We start from the raw sequence: 25,718 nt of genomic DNA, 5'->3' as shown, positions 1-25,718 counted from the left end.
ATGTGCAGGCACAGCGGCCCTTGGATTGCCTCGAATGAACAAAGGCCTGTGCATGCACAGGCCTTTTTTTTTGCTGTGGGCTGCGGCCGGGTGGTTACCGGCCAGCCGCTAACGACGCTGAATCACTGCACGCCCACCGGGCTGGAACGTTCGGCAGTGATGCCGCTGTAGTCATTGATCGTGGTGAAGCTGACCTGCAGGCCGTTGGTGACCGATACCTGCTTCAACGCATAGGTCTGGCGGGCCAATGGCAAGGCCATGTCGTGGGCGGTGATGGTTTCACGGACGCCGGCGCCGCTGATGACCAGCTGGTTGAAGGTGAAGTGGTAGGGCGAGGGATTGTCGACCACCAGGTGCGGTTTACCGTCGATCCGTTGTACCGACCAGACCAGGTCCTTGAGTCGATCTTCCGGGCGGCCTTTGAGGTGGCTGGGCCGGTAGAACAGCTTGATGCGTGTGCGCAGGGCGATGTTGAGGACGTTTTGCCCAGTGTCCGTCGCTTGCGGAATTTCCTGCAGGTTGAAATAGAACAGCGATTCACGGTCTTGCGGCAGGTCGTTGGGCAGGGCGTTGATCTGCACCGTCTGTTCATTGTCAGGGTCGATGCGGAACAGGCTGGGCGAGGCAATCAGGGGGACGGCAGTGGTCGCATCGTCGGCCTCGGTATTGACCCAGGCCTGTGCGGCGTACGACGTTTTCGAAGGGTTTGCGACAATCACCGAAGAGCTGCGCTTGGCGCTCTCATGGACGATTCGCGTGTGGCTTATGGTGAGTGCGGCATACGCGCTAGGCATGCTGGCGCTGAGCAGCAGCAGGCAGCTGCTCAGGGTAATCAGTGAGCGGGGCAAAGGCTGCATGATGTTTGACCGAGCGTAAAGAAATCGACTCCAGGTGCCAGCACCTGGAGTGCGTGTTAAGGCAGGCTCACCAGGAACGAAACTTCCGCTTCGGCCAGGCCTTCGCCAACCCTGGCGGCGTAGGACTCATACGCCGCATAGAACATCAAGTCGGTAGGCTGCGACTGGTACAGGTCGTAATCGGGAGATGCCACAGTGGGGTTGAGTTTGGTGCGGGTCCGGTCCTTGATCGTGATGCCCAGTCCCGTGGCGCCGCCACCGCGAATGCCGTACAGGTTGGTGCCGACCACGCCGTGCAATGGCGTGAAGGTCACCTTGGTTTTGGTACCGGGAGCGATGACGCACGAGGTGGTCGGCGTCACGCGCAAGGCAAATGCCACTTCTGGGGTGGCAGTGCCGCTCGCGCCAAAGTAGCCGGTGGTGAAGTTACCCATCGATACACGGGGGATGACGCTGCCGCCCGGGTTGACCACCTCGATGGGGCAGGTGCCACCGCCGTAAACGGTACCGTAAAAGTTGATCTGGCCGGTTTCGGGTGCTGCGAACACGGTGCTGCTCGCCATTCCCAGGGCAAGCATGAGTAACGTCTTTTTCATGGGTAGTTCCTTGAATCTGTTCGTGTGTGTGGCAGGCCCAGCAGGCTCGCTGATGGAGCGGCGCTAGGTGGATGTGAGCGACGAGCAGATTAAAGGGGACGCGACAGGCAGGATGTAGGGCTAATTAACCCGCGCCTGTGGATTATCAGATGGGGGCGCCGCAAGGGGCGCAGAGGCGGGGCACACGTCAGCCTGACGCGCCGCCCCTGATATGGCAGACCGCAGTGTTCAGTGCGCAGATCCTCGATTGGACAGCATCAGCATTTCTTTGTGTTGATGCCAATCGAACGCTTCGCCTTGCTGTTCGGCGTCGTAGCGGATTTCTTCCAGTTGCTGGTACAGCTCGAGCTCGTCGTCCGGCATGAAGTGCAGGCAGTCGCCACCGAAGAACCACAGCAGGTCACGGGGCACCAGGTGGGCGATCTGCGGATAGCGCTGGATGACCTGACAGATCAGGTCCTGGCCGAGGTATTGGCTTTCCAGTGGATCGGTCGGCAGACGCTCCAGCAGTTCGTCGAAACGCTCGAGGAACAACGCGTGGCTTTCTTCGGGAACCTGTTCGGCTTCGCCAAGCGCCACCAGGATGGTACGCAGGTGCTGCAGAAGCTGCAGGTGGTGTGCCAGATAGGAGTGGGCCATGTTAACAACTCGAGTACGTAGAAAATGCGCAATTATACGCTCAGGGCCGACCTCCTGTCCCGAATGGGCGCCAACGGCTATCGCCCCGTCTCAATGTGGGCGGGCGACAGACAGGGTGTTCTGCCAATGAGTGTGTTGTCTACTGCAAGGACTGTCAGTTGGCGGTGTGGTGACGCAATGTTGGTATGGGCGACCTGAAGAACAAGGAGTTTTGCCATGCCTGATACTACGCCACGCCGCGCGCAACCCACGACGCCCGACAGTTCCTTGAAAACGCTGTGTGTCGACCCGCCAACGCTGCTTATCGGTGTCTTTGACCAGCAGGTCGTCAACGCGTCCTGGTCGGCTTATGCTCAGCGTGATGCGCAGCGCATCAGTGAGCAGATACCGTACGACCGGATTGTCGAGGGTAATGTGTGGCGGGTGGGCACCCTCGCTGTGGGTGTTCCACGCGTGCACTACGGCGATCATTCCATCAGCCTGACCCTGCCCGTTGTAAAGGACTCGCAGTTTACCTTTCGCGCGGAATTGGGGCGTGCCGAGCGACGGGTTCATGAAATCCTGGAAGTCTTGCCGGGTGCGGACACGACATTCACCGTCAAGGTACCGCTGGCCAATGGCTACTTGCGTTACAAGACGCTCGAGGGGCGGGTCGTTCGGCTGCAGTGGTCGGGTCAGGCGACGTTCGAAAACTCGGGCGGTGATTACAATTGGGCAGCGCTGAGCGAGTTTTATAAAACAGCGTCTCGGGTCAACTTGTATGAGGTACTTCCGCCAGTCAGTCCGCTGCTGCACGACATCAAAGGCAGTTACACGATACGCGACGACAGTATGGACCTGGTGTTGTCTTCGTTATCGGGAGAACATGCCGCAGTTGATGAAACGCCAGCGTCTGCGCCTGCACGTGCAGGGGATGCGGGCGTTTTATCGTTCCTCAGCATTCTTTTCCCCGAGGTATTAACCGGGCTGCCACCTGTTGATAGGGCCTGGCTTGCCAACTTCTGCACGCCGCCGGCTGCCCTGCGATTTACCGCCGGGCAATTGATACCTGAACTGCTGATGTATTGGGCCATGTATGACGTCAGCAGCGTGGCGAGTCCAGACCACAGTCAGGCACTCGCTGCACCACCGCTGTCCATTACGCCTCGGCTTCGGTTGGTTGGCGCAGGTGATGAAAAACAGGCCCTGAGCTTGCCCCCTGGCGCGCCGAGCGTGCAGTGGAGCTTTGAGGGTCGAGCTCTCGGCCGCTTGGTAAACGAACAGGGGCAGATGTTCTATTACCCGCCCAATTCACCCTCGCCAGCCTTCGTGCTCGAGGCCAATAATAAAACCAGGCATCCTGTAGCGCGCCGATCCGACGCCGGTACGCTGATCAGCGCGGACGTCATCAAGGCAACAGCGGGCGGTCAAAGTGCAACGTCCACCTTCGTTGCGTTGCACACCACAGAGTCCCATTACATCAAGGCGCAGTTGGCCTACAACAAGGTCAAGCTGAAGGTGTTTTATGAGACTTGGGGGGGTGTGGTCGAGGTGCCTGATGCCCAGGTCCGATGGACCGTCATCAGTGGTAATGGCAGCATGTCTACAGCGGGGGTGTTTACGCCACACCCGAGCGACCCGTCCCCCTTCACTGTGCTATTGGCAGAAGATACTCAGGATCAGGCGCAGTTCCACTATTGGGCGTCGATTGTCCTGCCTGTACCGACGCTGGACGCCGCTCGCTTCGTTGAACTGACCAACGGTTGAGGCGCCTGTAGCGCCAGCTGCTCGGGTTCGAACGCGTCCACATCGATCACCTGTCGACGGGCCTGTTGCGCATCGAGCAGGCGTTGCCCGTCCTGCGGCTGCAGTACGCCTGCGTTCACCGCCGCATCGATGGCCGACTCGCCGGGCGCGGGTCGCACGGTGCCGTCCTTGAGGGCCTGGTGCAGCGTTCGTTGCAGCGGGGCGACCTCATCGAGCAGGTCGCTGGCGCGTTGCAATGCGCCCACCGGGTCGTCGGCGGCATTGGGCCGGTAGCAGCCCGCCAGCAATTCCTCGAGCGCCGGGTCGCCTTTGCCGCGACCGATCAGTTCGGCGACCTGCGCATCCAGTTCGTCACTCGGTCCGGTATGGCAGCGGCCGGTGGGGAATACCAGCACCCGCAGGGCGCAGCCGATGAAGCGGCTGGGGAAGTTGTCCAGCAGGCGATCCAGGGCTTTTTCCGCCTGGCCGAGGCTTTCTTCCATGGCCCAGCGCAGCAGCGGTTGCATGTGCTCGGGCGAACCCAGGTCGTGGTAGCGCTTGAGCGCCGCCGAGGACAGGTAGAGGTAGCTGAGCACGTCACCCAAGCGGGCACTGAGCCGCTCGCGGCGCTTGAGCGCGCCGCCGAGCAGCATCATCGACAGATCGGCGAGCAGCGCAAAGGCTGCGGCCTGGCGGTTCAAGGCGCGGAAGTAGCCCTGGCTCAAGGTGTCACCCGGTGCCCGCTCGAAGCGCCCCAGGCCAATGCCCAGGACAAAGGTGCTGGCCGCGTTGCTGACGGCGAACGAGATGTGCTTGAGCAGCAGATCATCGAACGTCCTCAGCCCCTGCTCACGGTCTTCGTGCCCGGCCGCAGCCATTTCCTTGAGCACAAACGGATGGCAGCGGATGGCGCCTTGGCCGAAGATCATCAAGTTACGCGAAAGAATGTTGGCGCCTTCGACGGTGATGAAGATCGGCGCGCCTTGCCAGTTACGGCCCAGGTAGTTGTTCGGGCCCATGATGATGCCCTTGCCGCCGTGAACGTCCATGGCGTGCTGAATGCACTCGCGGCCGCGCTCGGTCAGGTGGTACTTGAGAATTGCCGACAGCACCGAGGGCTTCTCGCCGAGGTCGACCGCCTTGGCGGTGAGCAGGCGCGCGCTGTCCATCAGCCAGGCATTGCCGCCGATGCGCGCCAGCGATTCCTGGATGCCTTCAAAGGCGGCCAGGGGTACGTTGAACTGCTCGCGGATGTTGGCGTACTGGCCGGTGACCAGGCTGGTGTACTTGGCGGCGCCGGTGCCGACCGCTGGCAGGGAGATCGAGCGGCCGACCGACAGGCAGTTCATCAGCATCATCCAGCCTTTGCCGAGCATGGATTGGCCGCCGATGAGGAAGTCCAGCGGGATGAACACGTCCTTGCCGCTGTTCGGCCCGTTCATGAACGCTGCCCCCAGCGGCAGGTGGCGCTGGCCGATCTCCACGCCGGGGGTGTCGGTGGGGATCAGCGCCAGGCTGATACCCAGTTCCTCTTCCTCGCCCAGCAGGTGCTCGGGGTCATAGGCCTTGAAGGCCAGGCCGAGCAGGGTGGCGACCGGGCCGAGGGTGATGTAGCGCTTTTCCCAGTTCAGGCGCAGGCCCAGGACTTCCTCGCCTTGCCATTGGCCTTTACAGATGATGCCGGTGTCAGGCATGGCGCCGGCATCGGAGCCGGCCAGCGGGCCGGTGAGGGCGAAGCACGGGATATCGTCGCCGCGGGCCAGGCGCGGCAGGTAGTGATTGCGTTGTTCGTCGGTGCCGTAGTGCAGCAGCAGTTCGGCCGGGCCGAGCGAGTTGGGCACCATCACGGTCGAGGCGAGGTCACCGCTGCGGGTCGCCAGCTTCATCGCCACCTGGGAGTGGGCGTAGGCGCTGAAGCCCTTGCCGCCGTATTCCTTGGGGATGATCAGGGCGAAGAAACCGTGCTGTTTGATGTACGCCCAGGCTTCGGGGGGCAGGTCCAGGTCCTGGCCGATCTGCCAATCACTGACCATCGCACAGAGCTCGTCAGTGGGGCCGTCGATGAACGCTTGCTCTTCTTCCGTGAGTTTCGGCGCGGGGTAGTCGAGCAGGGTGTGCCAGTCAGGGCGGCCGCTGAACAGTTGGCCATCCCACCAGACGGTGCCGGCCTCGATCGCCTCGCGCTCGGTTTGCGACATCGGCGGCAGGGTGCGCTGGAACCACTTGAACACCGGCCCGGTAAAGATCTTGCGGCGCCAATCGTGGAGCACCAGCAGGGCGGTCTTGGCCGCGAGCACCAGCCAGATGAGCGCCAGCAGCCAGCCGGGTGCGGTGCTGAAAATGCCCATCAGCAGGGTATAGGCGGCAACGATGGCGAGAATCTGCAACGGTGGCAGACGCCGGTGGGTGAGGTACGCCGTGCCGATCACCAGGACCAGCAACCACAACAGCAACATAATCCTTCCTCCTTGGAAGTTGGGCTTGAGCCGACCCCAGCAGCATAGACGGCCTCGTCTGTTCAGTGACCGGTCGTGGCGCCAAGAGTTCGCCGGGTGTTGTCAGGGCATGTTTCCTGGGGGGCCGCTGGAGTAGACTCCAGATTCTGCATTCATAAGGACGTCGTCATGCTGAAGATCTGGGGTCGCAAGAACTCGAGCAACGTGCGCAAGGTATTGTGGGCTGCCCACGAACTCGGCCTGGATTTCGAAGCGATCGATGCCGGCGGCGCTTTTGGTCTGGTCAATGAGCCGCACTACCGTGCGCGCAACCCCAATGGCCTGGTGCCGATGGTCGAGGACGACGACCTGACCCTGTGGGAATCCAACACCATCGTGCGCTACCTCTGCGCGCAGTACGGCCGCGAGCAGGGCTGGTATCTGGATGATCCACGCCAGCGCGCCCTGGCGGACAAATGGATGGACTGGACCACGTCAGCCCTGGCCACGCCGTTCCGGCCGCTGTTCTGGGGCATCCTGCGCACGCCCGAGGAGCAACGCGACTGGGTGGCGATCAACACCGCGCTAAAGACCTGTAGCAACCTGCTGACGATCGCCGATGAGACCTTGGCCAGGCAACCGTACTTGTCCGGCGAGCAGATCGGCATGGGTGACATTCCCTTGGGCTGTTTCGCCTACGCGTGGTTCGAGATGCCCATCGAGCGCCCTGATTTGCCCCATCTGCAGGCCTGGTATGAGCGCCTCAAGGCGCGGCCGGCCTATCAAGCGGCGGTAATGACCGCGCTGACCTGATCGAACACCTGTGCGCTTTCGATAGTCACTATCAATGCACATGACTGTACTTGTGTGGCCCTGGCTTGCACCATGGGCCGCACTCACTGCGCCAGTGACCTTATCTGGCGTGTCCTGAACCTCCTAGAATGGTACGTGACCCGCTATGAGTTCTGCTCTGTCCATCCGACAGCTGACCAAAACCTACGGCAACGGCTTCCAGGCCCTCAAGGGTATTGATCTGGATGTCGCCGAAGGTGACTTCTTCGCCTTGCTCGGCCCCAACGGCGCCGGCAAATCCACCACCATCGGCATTCTCTCGACCCTGGTCAACAAGACCAGCGGCAGCGTCAATGTCTTTGGCCATGACCTCGACCGCGAGCCTGCCGCGCTGAAGCGTTGCCTGGGCGTGGTGCCGCAGGAATTCAACTTCAACCAGTTTGAAAAGACCTTCGATATCGTCGTCACCCAGGCCGGCTACTACGGCATCCCGCCCAAGCTGGCCAAGGAACGCGCCGAGCAGTACCTGACCCAGTTGGGCCTGTGGGACAAGCGCGACGTGCCATCACGCTCATTGTCTGGCGGCATGAAGCGTCGGCTGATGATCGCCCGTGCACTGATTCACGAGCCGCGCCTGTTGATCCTCGACGAGCCAACCGCGGGCGTCGATATCGAGCTGCGTCGGTCGATGTGGAGCTTTCTCACCGAGCTCAACGAGAAAGGCATCACCATCATTCTGACCACGCATTATCTGGAAGAGGCCGAACAGCTGTGCCGCAACATCGGCATCATCGACCACGGCACGATTGTCGAAAACACCAGCATGCGCAAACTGCTCGGCACGCTGCATGTCGAGACTTTTGTGCTGGACTTGAAGCAGGACCTGACCACGGTGCCAGCCCTGCACGGCTACCCGTGCCGGCTGATCACCCCGCATACGCTGGAAGTGCAGGTCGACAAGGATATCGGCATCACCGCGCTGTTCGGCCAGCTGGCCTTGCAGAACATCGAGGTGCAGAGCCTGCGCAACAAGACCAACCGGCTTGAGGAGTTGTTCGTGTCCCTGGTAGAGAAAAACCTGTCGAAGGTGGCCGTATGAGTGTGGAATTGCGCACCAACTGGGTCGCCCTGAATACCATCGTCTACCGCGAAGTGCGTCGCTTCCTGCGCATCTGGCCGCAGACGCTGCTGCCGCCGGCCATCACCATGGTGTTGTACTTCGTCATCTTCGGTAACCTGATCGGTCGGCAGATTGGCGACATGGGTGGCTTCACCTACATGGAGTACATCGTGCCTGGGCTGATCATGATGTCGGTGATCACCAACTCCTATGGCAACGTGGTCTCGAGCTTCTTCGGCAGCAAGTTCCAACGCTCGATCGAGGAGCTGATGGTGTCGCCGGTGTCGCCGCACACCATTCTCGTCGGCTATGTGCTCGGCGGCGTGCTGCGTGGGTTGGCGGTAGGGGTGATCGTGACCATCCTGTCGATGTTCTTCACCCACCTGCAGGTGCATCACCTGGGCGTGACCGTGGTGGTAGTGCTGTTGACCGCAACCATCTTCTCGCTGCTGGGCTTCGTCAACGCAGTGTTTGCGCGCAACTTCGATGATATTTCGATCATCCCGACCTTCGTGCTGACCCCGCTGACCTACCTGGGCGGGGTGTTCTACTCGATCAGCCTGCTGCCGCCGTTCTGGCAGGTGGTGTCGCTGGCGAACCCGGTGCTGCACATGGTCAACTCGTTCCGCTACGGCATCCTAGGGGTTTCGGATATCAGTATCGGTACTGCGATCACCTTCATGCTGGTGGCCACGGCTGTGCTGTATGCCCTGTGCATTCGCCTGCTGGTCAGCGGCCGCGGCATGCGTGCATGACGTACGTTGCTTGCGGCGGCGCCACTGGCGGCCGACCCACCAGCGCCAGTAGCTCATGGTGATGAAGTAGGCGGCGATGCCCAGCACCACGCCGCACACCACTGAGCCGAGCAAAAATGGCTGCCACACGGTAGCCAGCTGGTCGGTGATCCACTCGAAGGTGAGGTCGTCGGGCAGGCTGCGTGGTGGCGTCTGCAACAGCCAGGCGCCGGTCATGTAGGTGACGAAGAACACCGGCGGCATGGTCAGCGGGTTGGTCAGCCAGACCAGGCTGACCGCGATCGGCAGGTTGCCCCGCAGCGGGATCGCCAGGCTGGCGGCCAGCAGCATCTGCATCGGCATCGGGATCAATGCGGCAAACAGGCCCACGCCCATGGCCCGTGCCACTGAATGGCGGTTCAGGTGCCAGAGGTTGGGGTCGTGCAGCAGCTTGCCGAAAAAGCGTAAGGACTTGTGTTCCCGAATGCTGGTCGGATCCGGCATGTACCGTTTGAACAGGCGGCGCGGCATGGGGGCTCCCGGGGCAGTGATCGGGCAAGTATGCCTTGATTCCCGGAATGGCTTGTTCAGAGTTTGTGACAATTGTTGAGCAAGACTGACCCTTAAATACGCTATTCCTCTGCAGGCTGTCTTGCTTGCGGAGCTCTACCTTATGCGCACAGGGATGTTGGCGCTTGCGCTCGGGCTGTTGTGCCTGGGCTTTCTACCCGTTCTGCCGACGGTCGGCTGGCTGGTGGTGATGCTACTGGCTGCGCTTGGCTGCCTGGCTACGCGAGTCTGGCCGCTGGGCTGCTTGCTGCTGGGCTTTTGCTGGGCGTGCTGGTCGGCGCAGCAGGCGCTGGATGATCGTCTGGCGCATTCACTTGATGGCCGCACGCTATGGCTTGAGGGGCGCGTGGTCGGCCTGCCAGCGGTATCGGCCCACGGTGTGCGCTTCGAGCTGGATGAACCCGCTTCGCGCCGCGCCGAATTGCCCGGGCGCCTGCAACTGAGCTGGTTCGACGGCCCAGAGATTCGTGCCGGAGAGCGCTGGCGCCTGGCCGTGACCCTGAAACGCCCGCGCGGCCTGCTCAATCCACATGGGCCGGACCGCGAGGCGACGCTGTTGGCCCGGCGCATCGGCGCGACTGGCACGGTCAAGGCGGGAGCGTTGCTGAAGCCGTTGGCCGGCGGCTGGCGCGACAATTTGCGCCAGCGCCTGCTGGCAGTGGATGCCTGGGGCCGCGAAGCGGCGTTGGCGGCGCTGGTACTGGGCGATGGCTCGGGGCTGGCCAGGCAAGACTGGCAAACGCTGCAGGCGACCGGCACGGTGCACTTGTTGGTCATCTCGGGCCAACACATCGGGTTGGTCGCAGGGTTGGTCTACGGCCTGGTGGCGGGGCTGGCACGTTACGGAGGCTGGCCGCGGCGCTGGCCATGGCTGCCGTGGGCGTGCGGGCTGGCCATGACGGCCGCGCTGGGCTACGGCTGGCTGGCCGGGTTTGGCGTGCCTGTGCAGCGGGCCTGTCTGATGCTGGCGGTGGTGCTGCTCTGGCGCCTGCGCTTTCGCCAAGTGAGCGCCTTTGTACCACTGTTGATGGCACTGTGTGGTGTGCTGCTGGTTGAGCCGTTGGCCAGTTTGCTGCCCGGATTCTGGTTGTCGTTCGGCGCGGTGGCAGTGCTGATCTGCTGCTTTGCCCAGCGCCTAGGCGGTTGGCGGCCTTGGCAAGCGTGGACGCGTGCGCAGTGGGTGATCGCCATCGGCTTGTTGCCGGCGATGCTGGCGCTGGGCCTACCGATCAGTCTGAGCGCGCCGTTGGCTAATCTGCTCGCGGTGCCCTGGATCAGCTTCGTGGTGCTGCCGTTGGCGTTGCTGGGCACCTTGTTGCTGCCGCTGGCGGGGTTTGGCGAACTGCTGCTATGGCTGGCCGGCGCAGCGCTGGCTGGGTTGTTCGACGTGCTGACGGTGGTGGCTCAGTGGCAGCCGGCATGGATTGCCCGGCAGTTGCCGCTACTGGCCTGGTTGCTGGTGCTCAGTGGCGCGTTGATCGTGTTGCTGCCCCGTGGCGTACCCATGCGTGGCCTGGGCGCGCTGATGCTGCTGGCGCTGTGGGTGCCTGGCAAGTCGTTGCCGCAGGGGCAGGTCGAGGTGCTGCAGCTGGACGTCGGCCAAGGCCTGGCGATCCTTTTGCGCACGCGCAACCACAGCCTGCTCTACGATGCTGGCCCAGCACGCGGCGAGAGCGATCTGGGCGAAAGTGTAGTGCTGCCTACTTTGCGTAAACTGGGCGTCGATCGACTGGATGTGCTGCTGATCAGCCATGCCCATGCCGACCATGCCGGCGGCGCAGCGGCCGTGCAGCGCGGCCTGTCGGTCGGGCGCGTTGTGGCCGGTGAGTCGGAGCAGGCCTTCCAGGCACAAAGCTGCGAGACGGGGCAGGGCTGGCAGTGGGACGGGGTCGACTTTTCACTCTGGCATTGGCCGCAGGCGCGCTCGAGCAATGACCGCTCCTGCGTATTGCTGGTCGAGGCGCAGGGCGAGCGTCTGCTGTTGGCCGGCGACATTGAAGCCAGCGCCGAACGCGCCTGGCTGGCGGCGCATGAAGGCAAACGCATCGACTGGCTGCAGTCACCGCACCACGGCAGTCGCAGCTCCTCCACCGAGGCGTTCATTGCTGCCACCAGGCCGCGCGGCGTATTGATTTCCCGCGGTGCGCACAACGGTTTCGGCCATCCGCATGCGCAGGTGCTGGAACGCTACCAGCGCCATGGGCTGGCGATTCACGACACCGCCATAGAGGGCGCCTTGAGCTTGCGCCTGGGCGCTCAATCCCAGGTTGCCGGGCAGCGTGCCCAGCGCAGGTTCTGGCGTGACAAAGAATGACCCCGGCACGCGCATTGTTGCGACCTCCGGCAACTCAGCCGAGGGCGATCCTATGGTAGAGTGGCGGCCTTTTTCGAGGGGATGATTACTGTGTGGGAATTGGTAAAGTCCGGTGGTTGGATGATGCTGCCGATCATTCTGAGCTCCATCGTCGCCATGGCTATCGTCGTCGAACGCCTGTGGACCCTGCGTGCCAGTCGCGTAACCCCGCCGCACCTGCTGGGTCAGGTGTGGATGTGGATCAAGGACAAGCAGCTCACCAGTGACAAGCTCAAGAGCCTGCGCGCTGACTCGCCGCTGGGCGAGATCCTCGCTGCCGGCCTGGCCAATTCGCGCCATGGCCGCGAAATCATGAAAGAGTGCATTGAAGAAGCCGCCTCGCGGGTTATTCACGAGCTCGAACGCTATATCAGCACGCTCGGCACCATCGCTGCGATGGCACCGCTGCTGGGTCTGCTCGGTACCGTGCTGGGCATGATCGACATCTTCAGCGCGTTCATGGGGTCGCAGATGACCGCCAACGCTTCGGTGCTCGCCGGTGGCATCTCCAAAGCCCTGGTGACCACGGCTGCAGGCCTGATGGTCGGTATCCCGGCGGTGTTCTTCCACCGCTTCCTGCTGCGCCGCATCGACGAGTTGGTGGTCGGTATGGAGCAAGAGGCGATCAAGCTGGTCGAAGTCGTGCAAGGTGATCGCGAAGTGGAAGTGGCGGGAGTCAAGGCGTGAAGTTTCGGCGCAACCGTGCGCGGGAGAACGTCGACATCAACCTGGCGTCGTTGATCGACGTGGTGTTCGTGCTGCTGCTGTTCTTCGTCGTCACCACCACCTTCACCCGCGAAAACCAGCTGCGGGTCGAACTGCCGGAGGCCTCTACAGGCGCGCCGGCCGAGGCCGACGAGGGCAAGCGGGTGGATATCACCATCAGTGCCGACGGGGTGTACTCGGTGAACAACCACCTGCTGCCGAAAAGCGACCTGGCCACTCTGGTCGAAGCGCTGCAGCAGGAATCTGGCGGTGATACCAAGCTGCCGTTGTCGATCAGCGCAGATGGCAAGACCCCGCATCAGTCGGTGGTGACGGCCATGGACGCGGCGGGCAAGCTTGGTTTCAGCCAGCTGCGCATGACCACGGTCGAGGCCGCAGCGGGGACGCCCTGATGGCTTTCACCGAGCGCTTGCTCGCTGCCTGGTACAACGGCCACCCAGCGCTGGCCTTTTTGCGGCCGCTGGAGCTGTTGTACCGTCGCGTCGTGCTGCGCAAGCGTGCGCGCTTCATCAGTGGTGCAAGCGCCGCTTACCGCGCGCCGGTGCCGGTCATTGTGGTCGGCAACATTACCGTTGGCGGCACCGGCAAGACGCCGATGATCCTCTGGCTGATCGAACACTGCCGCAAGCGGGGCTTGCGCGTCGGTGTGGTCAGCCGCGGTTACGGTGCCAAGCCGCCTTCGCTGCCCTGGCGGGTGGCGGCGGAGCACAGCGCCGAGCAGGCCGGCGACGAGCCGTTGTTGATCGTTCAGCGCACCGGTGTGCCGCTGATGATCGATCCCGACCGTTCGGCGGCCGTACGCGGGCTGCTTGCCAGCGAACCCCTCGACCTGATCCTCTGCGACGACGGCATGCAGCATTACCGCCTGGCGCGTGACCTTGAGCTGGTGCTGATCGATGCCGCACGGGGCTTGGGCAATCGCCGATGCCTGCCCGCAGGGCCACTGCGCGAGCCGGTCGAGCGCCTCGACGAGGTCGACGCGCTGCTCTACAACGGTGCCAGCAGCGACCGCAAAGACGGCTTCGCCTTTCAACTCAAGCCTTCGGCGCTGGTCAACCTGCGCAGTGACGAACGCCGTGGGCTTGACCATTTCAGCCCTGGCCAGGCCGTGCATGCGGTGGCTGGCATCGGTAATCCACAACGTTTCTTCAACACCCTGCTGCAGCTAAACTGGCAGCCGGTGCCGCACCCGTTTGCCGACCATGCGCAGTTCAGCGCCGAAGCGCTGACGTTCAGCCCGACGCTGCCGCTGGTGATGACCGAAAAAGATGCGGTGAAATGCCGTGCCTTTGCCGCTGACGACTGGTGGTACCTGACAGTCGAGGCGCAACCGTCGCCGGCCTTCAGTACCTGGTTCGACGCCCAGCTTGAGCGTCTGCTGCCTGCGCAGCAGCCCTGACCCTGTTCAATTTTCCGGCCGCTTGGCCCCAAGGACGCACTCATGGACACCAAACTGCTTGATATCCTGGCTTGCCCGATCACCAAAGGCCCGCTCAAGCTCAGCGCCGACAAGACCGAGCTGATCAGCAAAGGCGCAGGCCTGGCCTACCCGGTGCGCGATGGCATCCCGGTCATGCTGGAAAGCGAAGCACGCACCTTGACCGACGACGAGCGTCTGGACAAATGAGCCTGGACTTCACTGTGGTCATCCCCGCCCGGCTGCGCTCCACGCGCCTGCCGGGCAAGCCGCTGCTGTTGATCGCTGGCAAGCCGATGGTCCAGCACGTCTGGGAACAGGCGCGCAAAAGCAGCGCCAGCCGGGTGGTGATCGCCACCGATGACGCCAGCATCGTTGCCGCCTGTCAGGCATTTGGTGCCGAGGTATTGCTGACCCGCGCTGACCATGAGTCGGGCACTGATCGCCTGGCAGAAGTTGCCGCCCAGCTGGGTTTGGCCAGTGATGCCATCGTCGTCAACGTGCAGGGCGACGAGCCATTGATCCCGCCGGTAATCATCGACCAGGTCGCGGCCAACCTTGCTGCGCACCCGGAAGCCGGCATCGCCACCCTGGCTGAGCCGATCCATGAGCCGCAGACGGTGTTCAATCCCAACGCGGTCAAGGTAGTCAGCGACAAGAATGGCCTGGCCCTGAGCTTCAGCCGTGCACCGTTGCCGTGGGCCCGCGATGCGTTTGCCGTGAACCGCGAGCAGTTGCCGCCGGCAGTGCCTTATCGCCGCCATATCGGCATGTATGCCTACCGAGTTGGTTTTCTTCAGGACTTCGTCAGCTGGGGCCCGTGCTGGCTCGAGCAGACCGAAGCGCTGGAACAGCTGCGAGCGCTGTGGCATGGCGTGCGTATTCACGTTGAAGATGCGCTCGAGGCTCCCGCCGTGGGCGTTGATACCCCAGAAGACCTGGAGCGCGTTCGGCGCTTGTTGGAGGCCTGATGCGCGTCCTGTTTGTGTGCCTGGGCAATATTTGCCGCTCGCCCACCGCAGAAGGGGTGTTGCGCCATCAGTTGCAACGCGCCGGGCTGGCCGACCAGGTAGAAGTGGCATCGGCCGGTACGGGCGACTGGCACGTGGGCAAGGCGCCGGACGCGCGCACCTGCAAGGCAGCGCTGGCGCGCGGCTATGACCTATCGGCGCAACGTGCCCAGCAGGTCAAGGCCGGCCATTTTGCCGAGTACGATCTGGTGCTGGCCATGGATGCCAGCAACCTCGCCGACCTCAAGGCCATACGCCCGCCGGCGTCCAAGGGCGAGCTGGATCTGTTCCTGCGTCGCTATGACGGCGCGTTGGATGAAGTCCCCGACCCGTATTACGGCGGCGCGGCCGGTTTCGAGCAGGTGTTGGACCTGATCGAGCTGGCGTGCGAGCAGTTGGTCAATGAAATCAGGGGGCGGCTATGACTGCCACCTGGCAACAGCAGGTATCGCTCAAGCCTTTCAACACCTTTGGTATTGACGTCAAGGCCCGCTATTTCGCCCAGGCGCACAGCGACGCCGAGGTGCGGGCGGCATTGCTCGAAGCGGCCCGTCTTGAGCTCCCGGTGCTGGTCATCGGCGGTGGCAGCAACCTGCTGTTGACCGGTGACATCGACGCGCTGGTGCTGCATATGGCCAGCCGTGGCCGGCGGCTGCTGAGTGAGGAGGGCGATCGTGTGGTGGTCGAGGCCGAAGCCGGTGAACCCTGGCATGAGTTTGTGCAGTGGAGCCTGGCGCAGGGTTGCAGCGGGTTGGAAAACCTCAGCCTGATTCCCGGCACCGTCGGTGCCGCGCCGATGCAGAACATCGGCGCGTATGGCGTCGAGATCAAAGACGTGTTTGCCGGCTTGACCGCACTCGACCGTGAAACAGGCGAGCTCAAGGATTTTTCCCTTGAGGAGTGCGGGTTTGGTTACCGCGACAGCCTGTTCAAGCGCAATCCCGGCCGCTGGTTGATCCTGCGCGTGCGCTTTGCCCTGAGTCGCAGCTTGCATGCGCACCTGGACTACGGCCCAGTGCGTCAGCGTCTGCACGAGCAGGGCGTCGTCGAGCCGACCGCGCAGGCAATCAGCGATGCGATCTGCAGCATTCGTCGCGAGAAACTGCCTGACCCGCTCGAACTGGGTAATGCTGGCAGCTTCTTCAAGAATCCGCTGGTCAGCGCCGTGCTCGGCGAGCAGCTTCGCGCTCGCTATCCGGGTGTGGTGGCTTATCCCCAGGCCGATGGCCAGCTGAAGCTGGCGGCGGGCTGGTTGATCGAGCAGGCAGGGTGGAAGGGCTATCGCGATGGCGATGCCGGCGTGCATCGGTTGCAGTCGTTGGTACTGGTCAATTATGGCCAGGCCTCGGGGGCGCAGTTGCATGCGCTGGCGCAGAAAATTCAGGCTGATATCTTCGCCAGGTTTGGCGTGGAGCTGGAGATGGAGCCGAATCTGTACTGAGTAGGTGGCACATGGATATGCCAGTGCAGCGCTGAATGCAACGCAAAAAAAAGCCCCGCCAGTTCGCACTGGCGGGGCTTTTTCATTCAGCCGTGGCTATCAACCGTGATGAGGCTTGTGCTCATCGGTCGATGCCTGGGCCTGAGCTGCGGCAGCAGCGGCCTCGGCTTCACGCTTGCGGCGACGCACTTCACGTGGGTCGTTCGGTGCGCGACCGTTGGCCAGCATTACAGGCGCCGGTTCAGCCGCTACAGGCGCTGCCTCGACAACTTCGGGCTTGGCTTCAACCGGTGCAGCCTGCTCGACCACCGGTGCTTCGACTGGCGCGGCCGCTGGGGCCTCGGCAACGTGCACTGGCTTCTCGGCTTCACCCGACTCGACCACGGCGGCTTCAACCACTGGAGCTTCAACCACAGGAGCTTCGGCGGCTGGTGCCTCTACCAGTGGCGCTTCAGCAACTGGCGCTGCAGTTTCCACTTCTGCTGCAGCAACCGGGGTTGCTTCAACGGCAGGTGCTTCGACTACGGGCTGCGGCGCAACCTCGACAACCGGCTCGATGCTCGGCTCGACCACTGCAACCGGCTCGCTGACAGGCTGCTCGACCACAGGGGCGATCGCAACGTCATCAGCTTGCTGTGCAGGCTCGGCTGGCAGGGCGATAACTTCACCGGTAGCCGCTTCAGGCGTTTGGGTAGAAGCGATTTCAGCCTGCTGATTGGCTTGTGCTTCGGCTGCAGCGCTGATGTTGCTAGTGGCAACAGCGGCAGTTACGGCCAGGCCAGCGGCGAGGTCGGCACCCAGATCAGTCGCCTGACGTGGTTGCTGCTCTTCACCGTTTTCGTTGCCTTCGCTGCTTTCTTCGTCGCCATCGATCAGATCGCCATTGGCATTGCGCTGACGTTCACGACGGTTGCTGCGACGACGCTGGCCGCGCGAGCGACGACGTGGGCGTTCGCCATCAGTGCCTTCTTGTTCTTCCTGCTGCAGTTCGTCGTTCGGCAGTTGCTCATCGGCGATCTCTGCGGCCTGCTCGTCAGCCTGGGCGGCTGGGCGCAGTTGACGCTCTTCCTGCGGCACACGTTCTTCACGTGGAGCACGTTCTTCGCGAGGGGCGCGTTCTTCACGTGGAGCACGCTCTTCGCGAGGGGCGCGTTCTTCACGTGGAGCACGTTCTTCGCGAGGGGCGCGCTCTTCACGTGGAGCGCGTTCTTCGCGAGGGGCGCGTTCTTCACGTGGGGCACGTTCTTCGCGAGGGGCGCGTTCTTCACGTGGAGCACGTTCTTCGCGTGGTGCGCGTTCTTCAGTCGATGCAGGGGTAGCGTCAAGTGGCTCACGCAGCTCACGCACAGGGCGCTCGTCACGGTTGCCGCGACGTGGGCGATCTTCACGTGGAGCACGCTCCTCACGTGGAGCGCGTTCTTCACGCGGCGCACGCTCTTCACGCGGTGCGCGTTCTTCACGCGGTGCACGCTCTTCACGCGGTGCACGCTCTTCACGTGGAGCGCGTTCTTCACGCGGTGCACGCTCTTCGCGCGGCTTGCGCTCTTCGTCGCGACGACCGTTACGGTTGCGACTCTGCTGACGACCGTTGCGGCGCTCTTCGTTGCGCTGTGGGCGCTCGGTAACAGGCTTCTCGGTGGCAGCCGGTGCAGCGACCGGTTCTTCCTTGGCGGCAAACAGGCTCACCAGCGATTTGACCAGGCCTTTGAACAGGCTTGGCTCAGGCATGCTTGGTGCTGGCGCAGCGGCAACCGGAGCAGCCTCTTCTACAGCAGCCGGTACCGGAGCGTTGGTACGCGGTGGAGCAGTCTTGACCGCAGCTTCCTGGCGAACCAGGGTGCGGGTCGCGGCCTGCTGCGGCGCTTCCTCGGTTTCGGTGGTGGCGATTTCGTAGCTGGACTGGTTGGTCAGCACTTCCGGGTTGTCGTCGCGCAGGCGCTGGACTTCGAAGTGCGGGGTTTCCAGGTGGTCATTCGGCAGAATGATGATGCGAGCACGGGTGCGCATCTCGATCTTGGTGATCGAGTTGCGTTTCTCGTTGAGCAGGAACGCGGCAACCGGGATTGGCACCTGAGCGCGCACTTCCGCAGTGCGGTCTTTCAGGGCTTCTTCTTCGATCAGGCGCAGGATCGCCAGCGACAGCGACTCGACGTCACGGATGATGCCGGTGCCCGAGCAGCGTGGGCAGACGATGCCGCTGCTTTCACCCAGCGATGGACGCAGGCGTTGGCGCGACATTTCCAGCAGGCCGAAGCGCGAGATGCGGCCAACCTGGACGCGAGCACGGTCGGCCTCGAGGCATTCACGCACACGCTCTTCGACCGCGCGCTGGTTTTTCGCCGGGGTCATGTCGATGAAGTCGATGACGATCAGGCCGCCGATATCACGCAGACGCAGTTGGCGGGCGATTTCTTCAGCCGCTTCCAAGTTGGTCTGCAGGGCGGTTTCTTCGATGTCGCTGCCTTTGGTGGCACGCGCCGAGTTGATGTCGATCGACACCAGCGCCTCGGTTGGGTCGATCACGATCGAACCGCCAGACGGCAGCTCGACGACGCGCTGGAAGGCGGTCTCGATCTGGCTTTCGATCTGGAAGCGGTTGAACAGTGGCACGCTGTCTTCGTACAGCTTGACCTTGCTGGCGTACTGCGGCATCACCTGGCGGATGAAGGTCAGAGCTTCTTCCTGGGCCTCGATGCTGTCGATCAGGACTTCGCCGATGTCCTGGCGCAGGTAGTCGCGGATGGCGCGGATGATGACGTTGCTTTCCTGGTAGATCAGGAACGGCGCGGTGCGGTCCAGCGAGGCTTCCTTGATGGCGGTCCACAGCTGCAGCAGGTAGTCGAGGTCCCACTGCATTTCTTCGCTGCTGCGGCCAAGGCCGGCAGTGCGCACGATCAGGCCCATGTCGCCCGGTACGGTCAGCCCGTTGAGGGCTTCACGCAGCTCGTTGCGCTCTTCGCCTTCAATACGGCGGGAGATGCCGCCAGCACGTGGGTTGTTTGGCATCAGCACCAGGTAACGGCCAGCCAGGCTGATGAAGGTGGTCAGGGCGGCGCCTTTGTTGCCGCGCTCTTCCTTCTCGACCTGGACGATGACTTCCTGGCCTTCGGTGAGTACTTCCTTGATGTTGACGCGGCCTTCTGGGGCCTTCTTGAAGTACTCGCGGGAGATTTCCTTCAGCGGCAGGAAGCCGTGACGGTCGGAGCCGAAGTCGACGAAGGCGGCTTCGAGGCTGGGCTCGATCCGGGTGATCTTGCCTTTGTAGATGTTGGCCTTTTTCTGCTCACGGGCGCCGGATTCGATATCCAGGTCGTAGAGGCGTTGGCCATCCACCAGGGCTACACGCAACTCTTCGGGTTGAGTTGCGTTAATCAGCATTCTTTTCATGTTGTACCGTCGGTTTCCGGGCTGCCGGAAACGGCGTTCGGCACACACGACTTCTCATGGTCGGTGTCAAGGTGCGCAAAGGGTGGCGAACCACCCCCGTGTCGGCGACGTTCGGCACCAGCCGGTTGCCCAGCCTGCCGTTGTCGCGACGACGCGTCCTGTTGCTGCGGTGCTGTGGGCCTGTGGTATCGGGATCAACCTGGCAGGCCTGGTGCACTCAGTCAGGAGGAGGAATCAACCGTCAGCCGTGGACGCCTACGTGGCATCTGTAAGGACCTTATCCGCTCGCCGCCCATTACAGTGGGGCGGTGGCCGGACGCGGTGCTACACGGTCCGAGGGCTGTGCATCTCCACCCTGCACGTATCCCTGATAATTCGGGTGCTGCCGCGCGCTGAATCCGCAACGGGTTGCATTTTTCGCCATCTTCATAAGGGAAGCTGGCGCCATTCATGTCCAAGGCAGGTATTTCCGAAGCATTCGCCGGGTGCAGGAGGAAGTGACGATGGCGGTGCAGAGACACGGCGAAAAAAGCCAGTTAAGCAGGTGAACTACCGCACTTATGATTTTTTTCGGTCTTCTCTACCCGGCGCGAGTGGCGCTTCCAGGTATTTCGATAAACTGGCGAAAGCCCCGTAGGACGGCCTCGCGTCCTCGAGAATTGCGTTGGTCAGGGGCTGGCAAAGCGCCGTATACCGCTGGCCCACCGCTTTTGGCGGCGTTCGCGACTATAGCAGCAATGATTAAGTGCTTCAATTCCCTAAAAAATTGTTATTATCGGCGCCATGACTACCAATACCCCTCCGACTTCCGGCGTCCAGCTGATCGAAGTCGCGCCGGAGCTTGCCGGCCAACGAATCGACAATTTCCTGATTACGGCGCTCAAGGGCGTGCCTCGCACCTTGGTCTACCGCATCCTGCGCAAGGGTGAAGTGCGGGTCAACAAGGGTCGAGTCAAGCCTGAATACAAGATCCAGGCCGGCGACATCGTGCGCGTGCCACCGGTGCGTCTGCCCGAGCGTGACGAGCCGGTGCCGGTGGCGCAATCGCTGTTGCAGCGCCTGGAGGCGGCCATTGTCTATGAAGACAAGGCGCTCATCGTGCTCAACAAACCGGCCGGCATTGCCGTGCATGGCGGCAGCGGCCTGAGCTTTGGCGTGATCGAAGCGTTTCGCCAGTTGCGTCCGGATGCCAAGGAGCTGGAGCTGGTGCACCGGCTCGACCGCGACACTTCCGGCCTGCTGATGATCGCCAAGAAGCGCAGCATGTTGCGCCATCTGCACGCTGCCCTGCGCGGTGATGGCGTCGACAAGCGCTACATGGCGCTGGTGCGTGGCAACTGGCCAACCGCGAAGAAACAGGTCAATGCCCCATTGCAGAAGAGCAACCTGCGTTCTGGCGAGCGTATGGTCGAGGTCAACGAAGAGGGCAAGGAAGCGCTGACCCTGTTCAAGGTGCTGCGCCGTTTCGGCGACTTCGCCACCATGATCGAAGCGCGTCCGATCACCGGTCGCACCCATCAGATCCGCGTGCACGCCCTGCATGCCGGGCACATGATTGCCGGCGACAACAAATACGGCGATGAAGAATTCTCCCGCGAGATTCGTGATCTCGGCGGCAAGCGCCTGTTCCTGCATGCCTATGCCCTGACCGTGCCGCTGCCCGATGGCGGCGAGCTCAAGGTAGAAGCGCCGGTCGACGAAATGTGGGCCAAGACTGTAGAGCGCCTGGCGCGGCCTGACTTCACATGAGCAAACCCTACGAGCTGCTGATTTTTGACTGGGATGGCACCCTGGCTGACTCTGTCGGGCGCATCGTTCTGGCGATGAATGAGGCCGCTGAGCGCGCCGGTGAGGCGCCCAGTGCCGAGGATGCAATCAAAGGCATTATCGGCCTGGCCCTGGGCGAGGCGATCTGGACCCTGTATCCGCACCTTGAGCCGCTGCAGGTCGAACGCTTCCGTCAGCACTATGCTGATGTGTACATGGCGCTCGACCAGCAGCCGTCACCGTTGTTTGACGGCGTGGTCGAGTCGCTGGATGCGTTTCGCGCCCAGGGCTATCGCCTGGCAGTAGCTACTGGCAAGGCCCGTCGCGGGCTCGATCGAGTGCTCAAGGCCAATGGCTGGGAAGACTTTTTCGATATCACTCGGGCGGCTGACGAAACCCGCGGCAAGCCGCACCCATTGATGCTTGAAGAAATTCTTGCCCACTGCCGCGCCGAACCCGGCCAGGCGCTGATGGTCGGAGATTCTGCGTTCGACCTGCAAATGGCCAACAACGCCGGCATGCACTCGGTGGCTGTCGGTTACGGGGCTATGTCGCTGCAGGCGCTGGCAGAGTTCGGGCCGCAGGTGTGCATCGATCACTTTTCCCAGTTGCGCGAGTGGTTGGCAGGTTCGGCGCAATTATCAATTCCAAGGTAGGTGAGCATGGCTGACGAGTGGAAAGCGCCCGAGACCGAAGTGGTCGAGAGTGAGGATCGCAAGAGCTGGAAGCTGCTGGAGAAAACCCTCCTTGCTGGTGTGCAGGAGCAGCGTCGAGCGCGACGCTGGGGGATTTTCTTCAAGCTGCTGACGTTCCTTTACCTGTTCGGCATCCTGTTCCTGTTCTCGCCGCTGATGAGTATGGACGGCGCTGCTTCGCGCAGTGGCAGCCATACCGCGCTGGTCGAGGTGCGTGGGGTTATTGCTGATCAGGAGGCGGCCAGTGCCGACAACCTGATCAAGAGCCTGCGCGAGGCATTCAAGGATGCCAATACCAAGGCAGTGGTGATGCGTATCAACAGCCCAGGCGGCAGCCCGGTGCAGTCCGGTTACGTCTATGACGAGATTCGCCGCCTGCGCGCCGAGTACCCGCAGATCAAGCTCTACGCAGTGATCACCGACCTCGGTGCCTCGGGTGCCTATTACATCGCCAGTGCTGCCGATGAGATCTATGCCGACAAGGCCAGCCTGGTCGGCTCGATCGGCGTTACCGCTGCGGGCTATGGCTTTGTCGGTGCCATGGACAAGCTGGGCATCGAGCGGCGCACCTATACGGCCGGTGAGCACAAGGCATTCCTCGATCCGTTCTCGCCGCAAAAACCTGAAGAAACCGAGTTCTGGCAGGGCGTGCTCAACACTACTCACCAGCAGTTCATTGCCATGGTCAAACAGGGGCGTGGTGATCGGCTCAAGGACAAAGAGCACCCTGAGCTGTTCAGTGGCCTGATCTGGTCCGGTGAGCAGGCCAAGGCGCTAGGCCTGGTAGATGGTCTGGGCAGTGCCAGCTATGTCGCCAGAGACATCGTTGGCGAGAAGAATCTGGTCGATTTCACCGTGCAGGAGTCGCCGTTCGACCGTTTCTCCAAACGCATCGGCGCCAGCGTAGCTGAGCACCTGGCAATGTGGATGGGCTTCCAGGGGCCGACCCTGCGCTAAGCGCTGCTGGCCTGTGCGTGCAGGCCAGCAGTTTCCCTTCAGGGCACCTGTACGCCTTCTTCCAACAGCATATCCACCAGGCGAATAAGCGGCAGCCCGATCAGGCTGGTCGCGTCGCTGCCATGGGTGCTCTGGAACAGGCTTACCCCCAGTCCCTCGGCTTTGAAACTGCCGGCGCAGTCGTAAGGCTGCTCTGCGCGCAGATAGCGCTCGATACTGGCCTGGCTCAGCTCGCGCATGACCACCGTGAACGGCACGCAGTCGACCTGGCAGTGGCCGCTGCTGCTGTTGAGTAGCGCCAGGCCGGTCAGAAAGGTGACCTGTTGGCCGCTGGCGGCAAGCAGTTGCTCGCGGGCGCGCTCGAACGTATGTGGCTTGCCGAGGATCTGTTCGCCCAGCACCGCGACCTGGTCAGAGCCGATGATCAGATGGCCGGGGTGCGCTGCGGCCAATGCCTCGGCCTTTTGCTGCGCCAGGCGCTTGACCAGCGCGATGGCGGGTTCGTCAGGCAGGCGCTGTTCGTCTAGGTCGGGGCTTGCCGAGGTAAAGGGCAGGCGCAGGCGGGCGAGCAATTCGCGGCGGTAGGCAGAGCTGGAAGCCAGTAACAGGGGCTGCATGGTAGACTCCTTGGCAGATCAACCGATTCTATCATCCACTTGCCGCCGAATTTCCTTTGACAGGGGCGGGGGCCATCCCTAGAATGCTGCGCCTATGTTGAATGACCCGATTCCACCTCACGTTGACCCGCGCAAATTAGCCGATCGTGGCGTAACCCTTCAAGGTTCGTTGCAACTCGCTGATTTGGAAAGACTCTGCGACCCGCTTTCCGACAATGTCGGTACGGTGCAGGCGAAGTTCGATTTTGAACGAGATGAACAGCATGCCGTGGTTATCCACAGTGAGCTCGACGTCGAAGTCAAAATGGTTTGCCAGCGTTGTCTTGAGCTGGTCACCCTACCGATCCACAGCGAGTGTTCGTACGCGGTGGTGAAGGAGGGTGCGAATACCCAGTCGTTGCCGAAAGGCTATGACGTGCTGGAACTGGGCGAAGATCCTTTGGATCTGCAGGCGCTGATCGAGGAAGAGCTTTTGCTCGCCTTGCCCATCGTGCCTGCTCATCATCCGGAAGAATGCCAGCAGCCGGCGGGCCTCGATGAGCCCGAATCGAGCGAGGACGAGGTAACGCGGTCCAACCCGTTCAGTGTCCTGGCGCAGTTAAAGCGTGACCCAAACGTTTAGGAGTTAATCAATTATGGCTGTTCAGCAGAACAAAAAATCCCGCTCTGCCCGTGACATGCGTCGTTCGCACGATGCCCTGTCGGAAAACGCGCTGTCGGTAGAAAAAACCACCGGTGAAATTCACCTGCGTCACCACGTTTCGCCAGAAGGCGTTTACCGTGGCCGCAAAGTGATCGACAAGGGCGCTGACGAGTAAATCTTGTCCGCTCAGATCATCGCGATCGACGCAATGGGCGGGGACTTCGGTCCCCGCAACATTGTTCAGGCAAGTATCGCTTGCCTCTCGGCTACGCCCTCGCTGCACCTGACCCTCGTCGGTCAACCCTCCCTTCTTGAATCACTCGTCAGCGGCCTAGCAGCTGCCGATCGCGCGCGCCTGCAAATTGTCGCGGCCAGTGAAGTGGTGGGGATGGACGAGCGGCCCTCGCAAGCGTTGCGCAGCAAGCCTGATTCGTCGATGCGCATCGCCCTTGAACTGGTGCGGGACGGCAAGGCCCAGGCCTGCGTCAGTGCCGGCAATACCGGTGCACTGATGGCGCTGTCGCGCTTTGTCCTCAAGACCGTGCCAGGCATTGATCGGCCGGCCATGGTCGCGGCGATCCCGACTCAGTCAGGCTTTTGCCAGTTGCTCGATCTGGGCGCCAACGTTGACTGCAGTGCCGAGCATCTCTACCAGTTCGCGTTGATGGGCTCGGTGGCGGCGCAGGCCTTGGGCATTCCGCGCCCACGCGTTGCGCTGCTCAACATCGGCACCGAAGACATCAAGGGCAATCAGCAGGTCAAGCTGGCGGCAACGCTGCTGCAGAATGCCCGCGGTATCAACTACGTCGGCTTTGTCGAGGGTGATGGCCTGTATCGCGGTGAAGCCGATGTAGTGGTGTGTGACGGCTTTGTCGGCAATATCCTGCTCAAGTCCAGCGAGGGTCTGGCAACCATGATCAGTGCCAGAATTGAGGCGCTGTTCAAGAGGGGGGTGCTGGCGCGCGCGGTCGGTGTGCTGGCCATGCCGCTGCTCAAACGCCTGCAGGCTGACCTGGCGCCTGCACGGCACAACGGCGCGAGTTTTCTCGGTCTGCAGGGCATCGTCATCAAGAGTCACGGTTCGGCAGGGGTCGAAGGCCTGCAGAGCGCTATCCAGCGTGCGCTGATCGAGATCGAGGAAAACCTGCCCGGGCGCCTGCGCAGCCGCCTCGAAGACCTGCTGCCTTAGGCATAATCGCCATGAGATGGTTAAATGTGACCGCTGGGTTTTCGTATT

24 protein-coding genes and 1 pseudogene are annotated in these 25,718 nt (G+C 62.5%); 18 read left to right on the top strand and 7 right to left on the bottom strand.

Annotated elements, in window-relative coordinates:
- Positions 1-122: 122 nt before the first annotated feature.
- The 3 genes from IDM28_RS16545 to IDM28_RS16535 form a co-directional block, all read right to left on the bottom strand.
- Positions 123-857: a molecular chaperone gene (locus IDM28_RS16545; RefSeq protein ID WP_101321525.1), complete on the bottom strand. Its 735-nt coding sequence runs from the start codon at positions 855-857 to the stop codon at positions 123-125.
- Between the two features lie 56 nt (positions 858-913).
- Positions 914-1,453 carry a fimbrial protein gene (locus IDM28_RS16540; protein WP_188036490.1) on the bottom strand — a complete coding sequence of 180 codons (540 nt, stop codon included), beginning with the start codon at positions 1,451-1,453 and terminating at the stop codon, positions 914-916.
- Positions 1,454-1,681: 228 nt separating this feature from the next.
- A complete protein-coding gene (locus tag IDM28_RS16535; protein WP_150573109.1) occupies positions 1,682-2,092 on the bottom strand; it encodes a PA2817 family protein in 411 nt (136 codons plus the stop codon).
- A 216-nt stretch (positions 2,093-2,308) separates the two neighbouring features.
- On the opposite strand from IDM28_RS16535, the gene IDM28_RS16530 reads away from it, so the two are divergent.
- Positions 2,309-3,838: a hypothetical protein gene (locus tag IDM28_RS16530; protein WP_188036489.1), complete on the top strand. Its 1,530-nt coding sequence runs from the start codon at positions 2,309-2,311 to the stop codon at positions 3,836-3,838.
- A gap of 11 nt (positions 3,839-3,849) precedes the next feature.
- Here the strand turns inward: IDM28_RS16530 and IDM28_RS16525 are convergent.
- Positions 3,850-6,273: pseudogene (locus IDM28_RS16525) on the bottom strand (acyl-CoA dehydrogenase); the annotation flags it as partial.
- 168 nt (positions 6,274-6,441) lie between these two features.
- Between IDM28_RS16525 and IDM28_RS16520 the strand changes: the two are divergent.
- The 3 genes from IDM28_RS16520 (at position 6,442) to IDM28_RS16510 (ending at position 8,919) form a co-directional block, all read left to right on the top strand.
- Positions 6,442-7,065 (top strand): glutathione S-transferase, encoded by a 624-nt coding sequence (locus IDM28_RS16520; protein ID WP_188036487.1) that lies wholly within the window; start codon positions 6,442-6,444, stop codon positions 7,063-7,065.
- Positions 7,066-7,210: 145 nt separating this feature from the next.
- Positions 7,211-8,143, top strand: a complete 933-nt coding sequence (locus IDM28_RS16515; protein WP_150570138.1) for an ABC transporter ATP-binding protein — start codon at positions 7,211-7,213, stop codon at positions 8,141-8,143.
- The gene (locus IDM28_RS16510; protein ID WP_103438136.1) at positions 8,140-8,919 is read left to right on the top strand and encodes an ABC transporter permease; all 780 of its coding nucleotides are present in this window, start codon (positions 8,140-8,142) and stop codon (positions 8,917-8,919) included. Before IDM28_RS16515 ends, IDM28_RS16510 begins: the two co-directional genes overlap by 4 nt.
- Here the strand turns inward: IDM28_RS16510 and IDM28_RS16505 are convergent.
- On the bottom strand, positions 8,803-9,429 hold the full coding sequence (locus IDM28_RS16505) for a DUF2062 domain-containing protein (protein WP_150570139.1): 627 nt from the start codon (positions 9,427-9,429) through the stop codon (positions 8,803-8,805). The genes IDM28_RS16510 and IDM28_RS16505 overlap by 117 nt on opposite strands.
- A gap of 142 nt (positions 9,430-9,571) precedes the next feature.
- Between IDM28_RS16505 and IDM28_RS16500 the strand changes: the two genes are divergently transcribed.
- The 8 genes from IDM28_RS16500 (at position 9,572) to murB (ending at position 16,415) form a co-directional block, all read left to right on the top strand.
- Positions 9,572-11,782, top strand: coding sequence for a DNA internalization-related competence protein ComEC/Rec2 (locus IDM28_RS16500; RefSeq protein ID WP_188036486.1), 2,211 nt, complete (start codon positions 9,572-9,574; stop codon positions 11,780-11,782).
- 90 nt (positions 11,783-11,872) lie between these two features.
- Positions 11,873-12,508, top strand: coding sequence for a MotA/TolQ/ExbB proton channel family protein (locus tag IDM28_RS16495; RefSeq protein ID WP_060481604.1), 636 nt, complete (start codon positions 11,873-11,875; stop codon positions 12,506-12,508).
- Entirely contained in the window at positions 12,505-12,939 is a 435-nt protein-coding gene (locus IDM28_RS16490) for an ExbD/TolR family protein (protein WP_060481531.1), read from the top strand. The genes IDM28_RS16495 and IDM28_RS16490 overlap by 4 nt, the downstream gene beginning before the upstream one ends.
- On the top strand, positions 12,939-13,946 hold the full coding sequence (lpxK, locus tag IDM28_RS16485) for a tetraacyldisaccharide 4'-kinase (protein WP_188036485.1): 1,008 nt from the start codon (positions 12,939-12,941) through the stop codon (positions 13,944-13,946). The genes IDM28_RS16490 and lpxK overlap by 1 nt, the downstream gene beginning before the upstream one ends.
- A gap of 42 nt (positions 13,947-13,988) precedes the next feature.
- Positions 13,989-14,174, top strand: a complete 186-nt coding sequence (locus tag IDM28_RS16480) for a Trm112 family protein (RefSeq protein ID WP_028633616.1) — start codon at positions 13,989-13,991, stop codon at positions 14,172-14,174.
- Positions 14,171-14,935: a 3-deoxy-manno-octulosonate cytidylyltransferase gene (gene kdsB / locus IDM28_RS16475; RefSeq protein WP_101321506.1), complete on the top strand. Its 765-nt coding sequence runs from the start codon at positions 14,171-14,173 to the stop codon at positions 14,933-14,935. Before IDM28_RS16480 ends, kdsB begins: the two co-directional genes overlap by 4 nt.
- Entirely contained in the window at positions 14,935-15,399 is a 465-nt protein-coding gene (locus IDM28_RS16470; protein ID WP_101321504.1) for a low molecular weight protein-tyrosine-phosphatase, read from the top strand. The genes kdsB and IDM28_RS16470 overlap by 1 nt, the downstream gene beginning before the upstream one ends.
- A complete protein-coding gene (gene murB, locus IDM28_RS16465) occupies positions 15,396-16,415 on the top strand; it encodes a UDP-N-acetylmuramate dehydrogenase (RefSeq protein ID WP_188036484.1) in 1,020 nt (339 codons plus the stop codon). Before IDM28_RS16470 ends, murB begins: the two co-directional genes overlap by 4 nt.
- Positions 16,416-16,514: 99 nt before the next feature.
- Here murB and rne read toward each other — a convergent pair whose 3' ends face one another.
- The gene (gene rne / locus IDM28_RS16460) at positions 16,515-19,802 is read right to left on the bottom strand and encodes a ribonuclease E (RefSeq protein ID WP_188036483.1); all 3,288 of its coding nucleotides are present in this window, start codon (positions 19,800-19,802) and stop codon (positions 16,515-16,517) included.
- A 783-nt stretch (positions 19,803-20,585) separates the two neighbouring features.
- Here rne and rluC point away from each other — a divergent pair.
- The 3 genes from rluC to sppA are packed head-to-tail and all read left to right on the top strand — an operon-like array spanning position 20,586 to position 23,221.
- Positions 20,586-21,551, top strand: coding sequence for a 23S rRNA pseudouridine(955/2504/2580) synthase RluC (gene rluC / locus IDM28_RS16455; RefSeq protein ID WP_101321498.1), 966 nt, complete (start codon positions 20,586-20,588; stop codon positions 21,549-21,551).
- Positions 21,548-22,225 carry an HAD family hydrolase gene (locus IDM28_RS16450; protein WP_150570145.1) on the top strand — a complete coding sequence of 226 codons (678 nt, stop codon included), beginning with the start codon at positions 21,548-21,550 and terminating at the stop codon, positions 22,223-22,225. The genes rluC and IDM28_RS16450 overlap by 4 nt, the downstream gene beginning before the upstream one ends.
- Positions 22,226-22,231: 6 nt before the next feature.
- Positions 22,232-23,221 (top strand): signal peptide peptidase SppA, encoded by a 990-nt coding sequence (gene sppA, locus IDM28_RS16445; RefSeq protein WP_103438127.1) that lies wholly within the window; start codon positions 22,232-22,234, stop codon positions 23,219-23,221.
- Between the two features lie 38 nt (positions 23,222-23,259).
- Here the strand turns inward: sppA and IDM28_RS16440 are convergent, their stop codons facing one another.
- A complete protein-coding gene (locus tag IDM28_RS16440; protein WP_188036482.1) occupies positions 23,260-23,838 on the bottom strand; it encodes a Maf family protein in 579 nt (192 codons plus the stop codon).
- 94 nt (positions 23,839-23,932) lie between these two features.
- On the opposite strand from IDM28_RS16440, the gene IDM28_RS16435 reads away from it, so the two are divergent.
- From IDM28_RS16435 to plsX, 3 genes are read left to right on the top strand one after another with little or no spacing between them, the layout of a single operon-like run.
- The gene (locus IDM28_RS16435; protein WP_101321489.1) at positions 23,933-24,460 is read left to right on the top strand and encodes a YceD family protein; all 528 of its coding nucleotides are present in this window, start codon (positions 23,933-23,935) and stop codon (positions 24,458-24,460) included.
- 13 nt (positions 24,461-24,473) lie between these two features.
- Positions 24,474-24,656 (top strand): 50S ribosomal protein L32, encoded by a 183-nt coding sequence (gene rpmF / locus IDM28_RS16430; RefSeq protein WP_016485486.1) that lies wholly within the window; start codon positions 24,474-24,476, stop codon positions 24,654-24,656.
- Between the two features lie 3 nt (positions 24,657-24,659).
- The gene (gene plsX / locus IDM28_RS16425) at positions 24,660-25,670 is read left to right on the top strand and encodes a phosphate acyltransferase PlsX (RefSeq protein ID WP_188036481.1); all 1,011 of its coding nucleotides are present in this window, start codon (positions 24,660-24,662) and stop codon (positions 25,668-25,670) included.
- The last annotated feature ends 48 nt before the right edge of the window (positions 25,671-25,718 follow it).

The sequence above is a fragment of the Pseudomonas sp. EZ-C24 genome (assembly GCF_014525325.1).
GTDB classification, from domain to species: domain Bacteria; phylum Pseudomonadota; class Gammaproteobacteria; order Pseudomonadales; family Pseudomonadaceae; genus Aquipseudomonas; species Aquipseudomonas shirazensis.
This window is presented reverse-complemented; position numbering and strand designations above follow the sequence as displayed.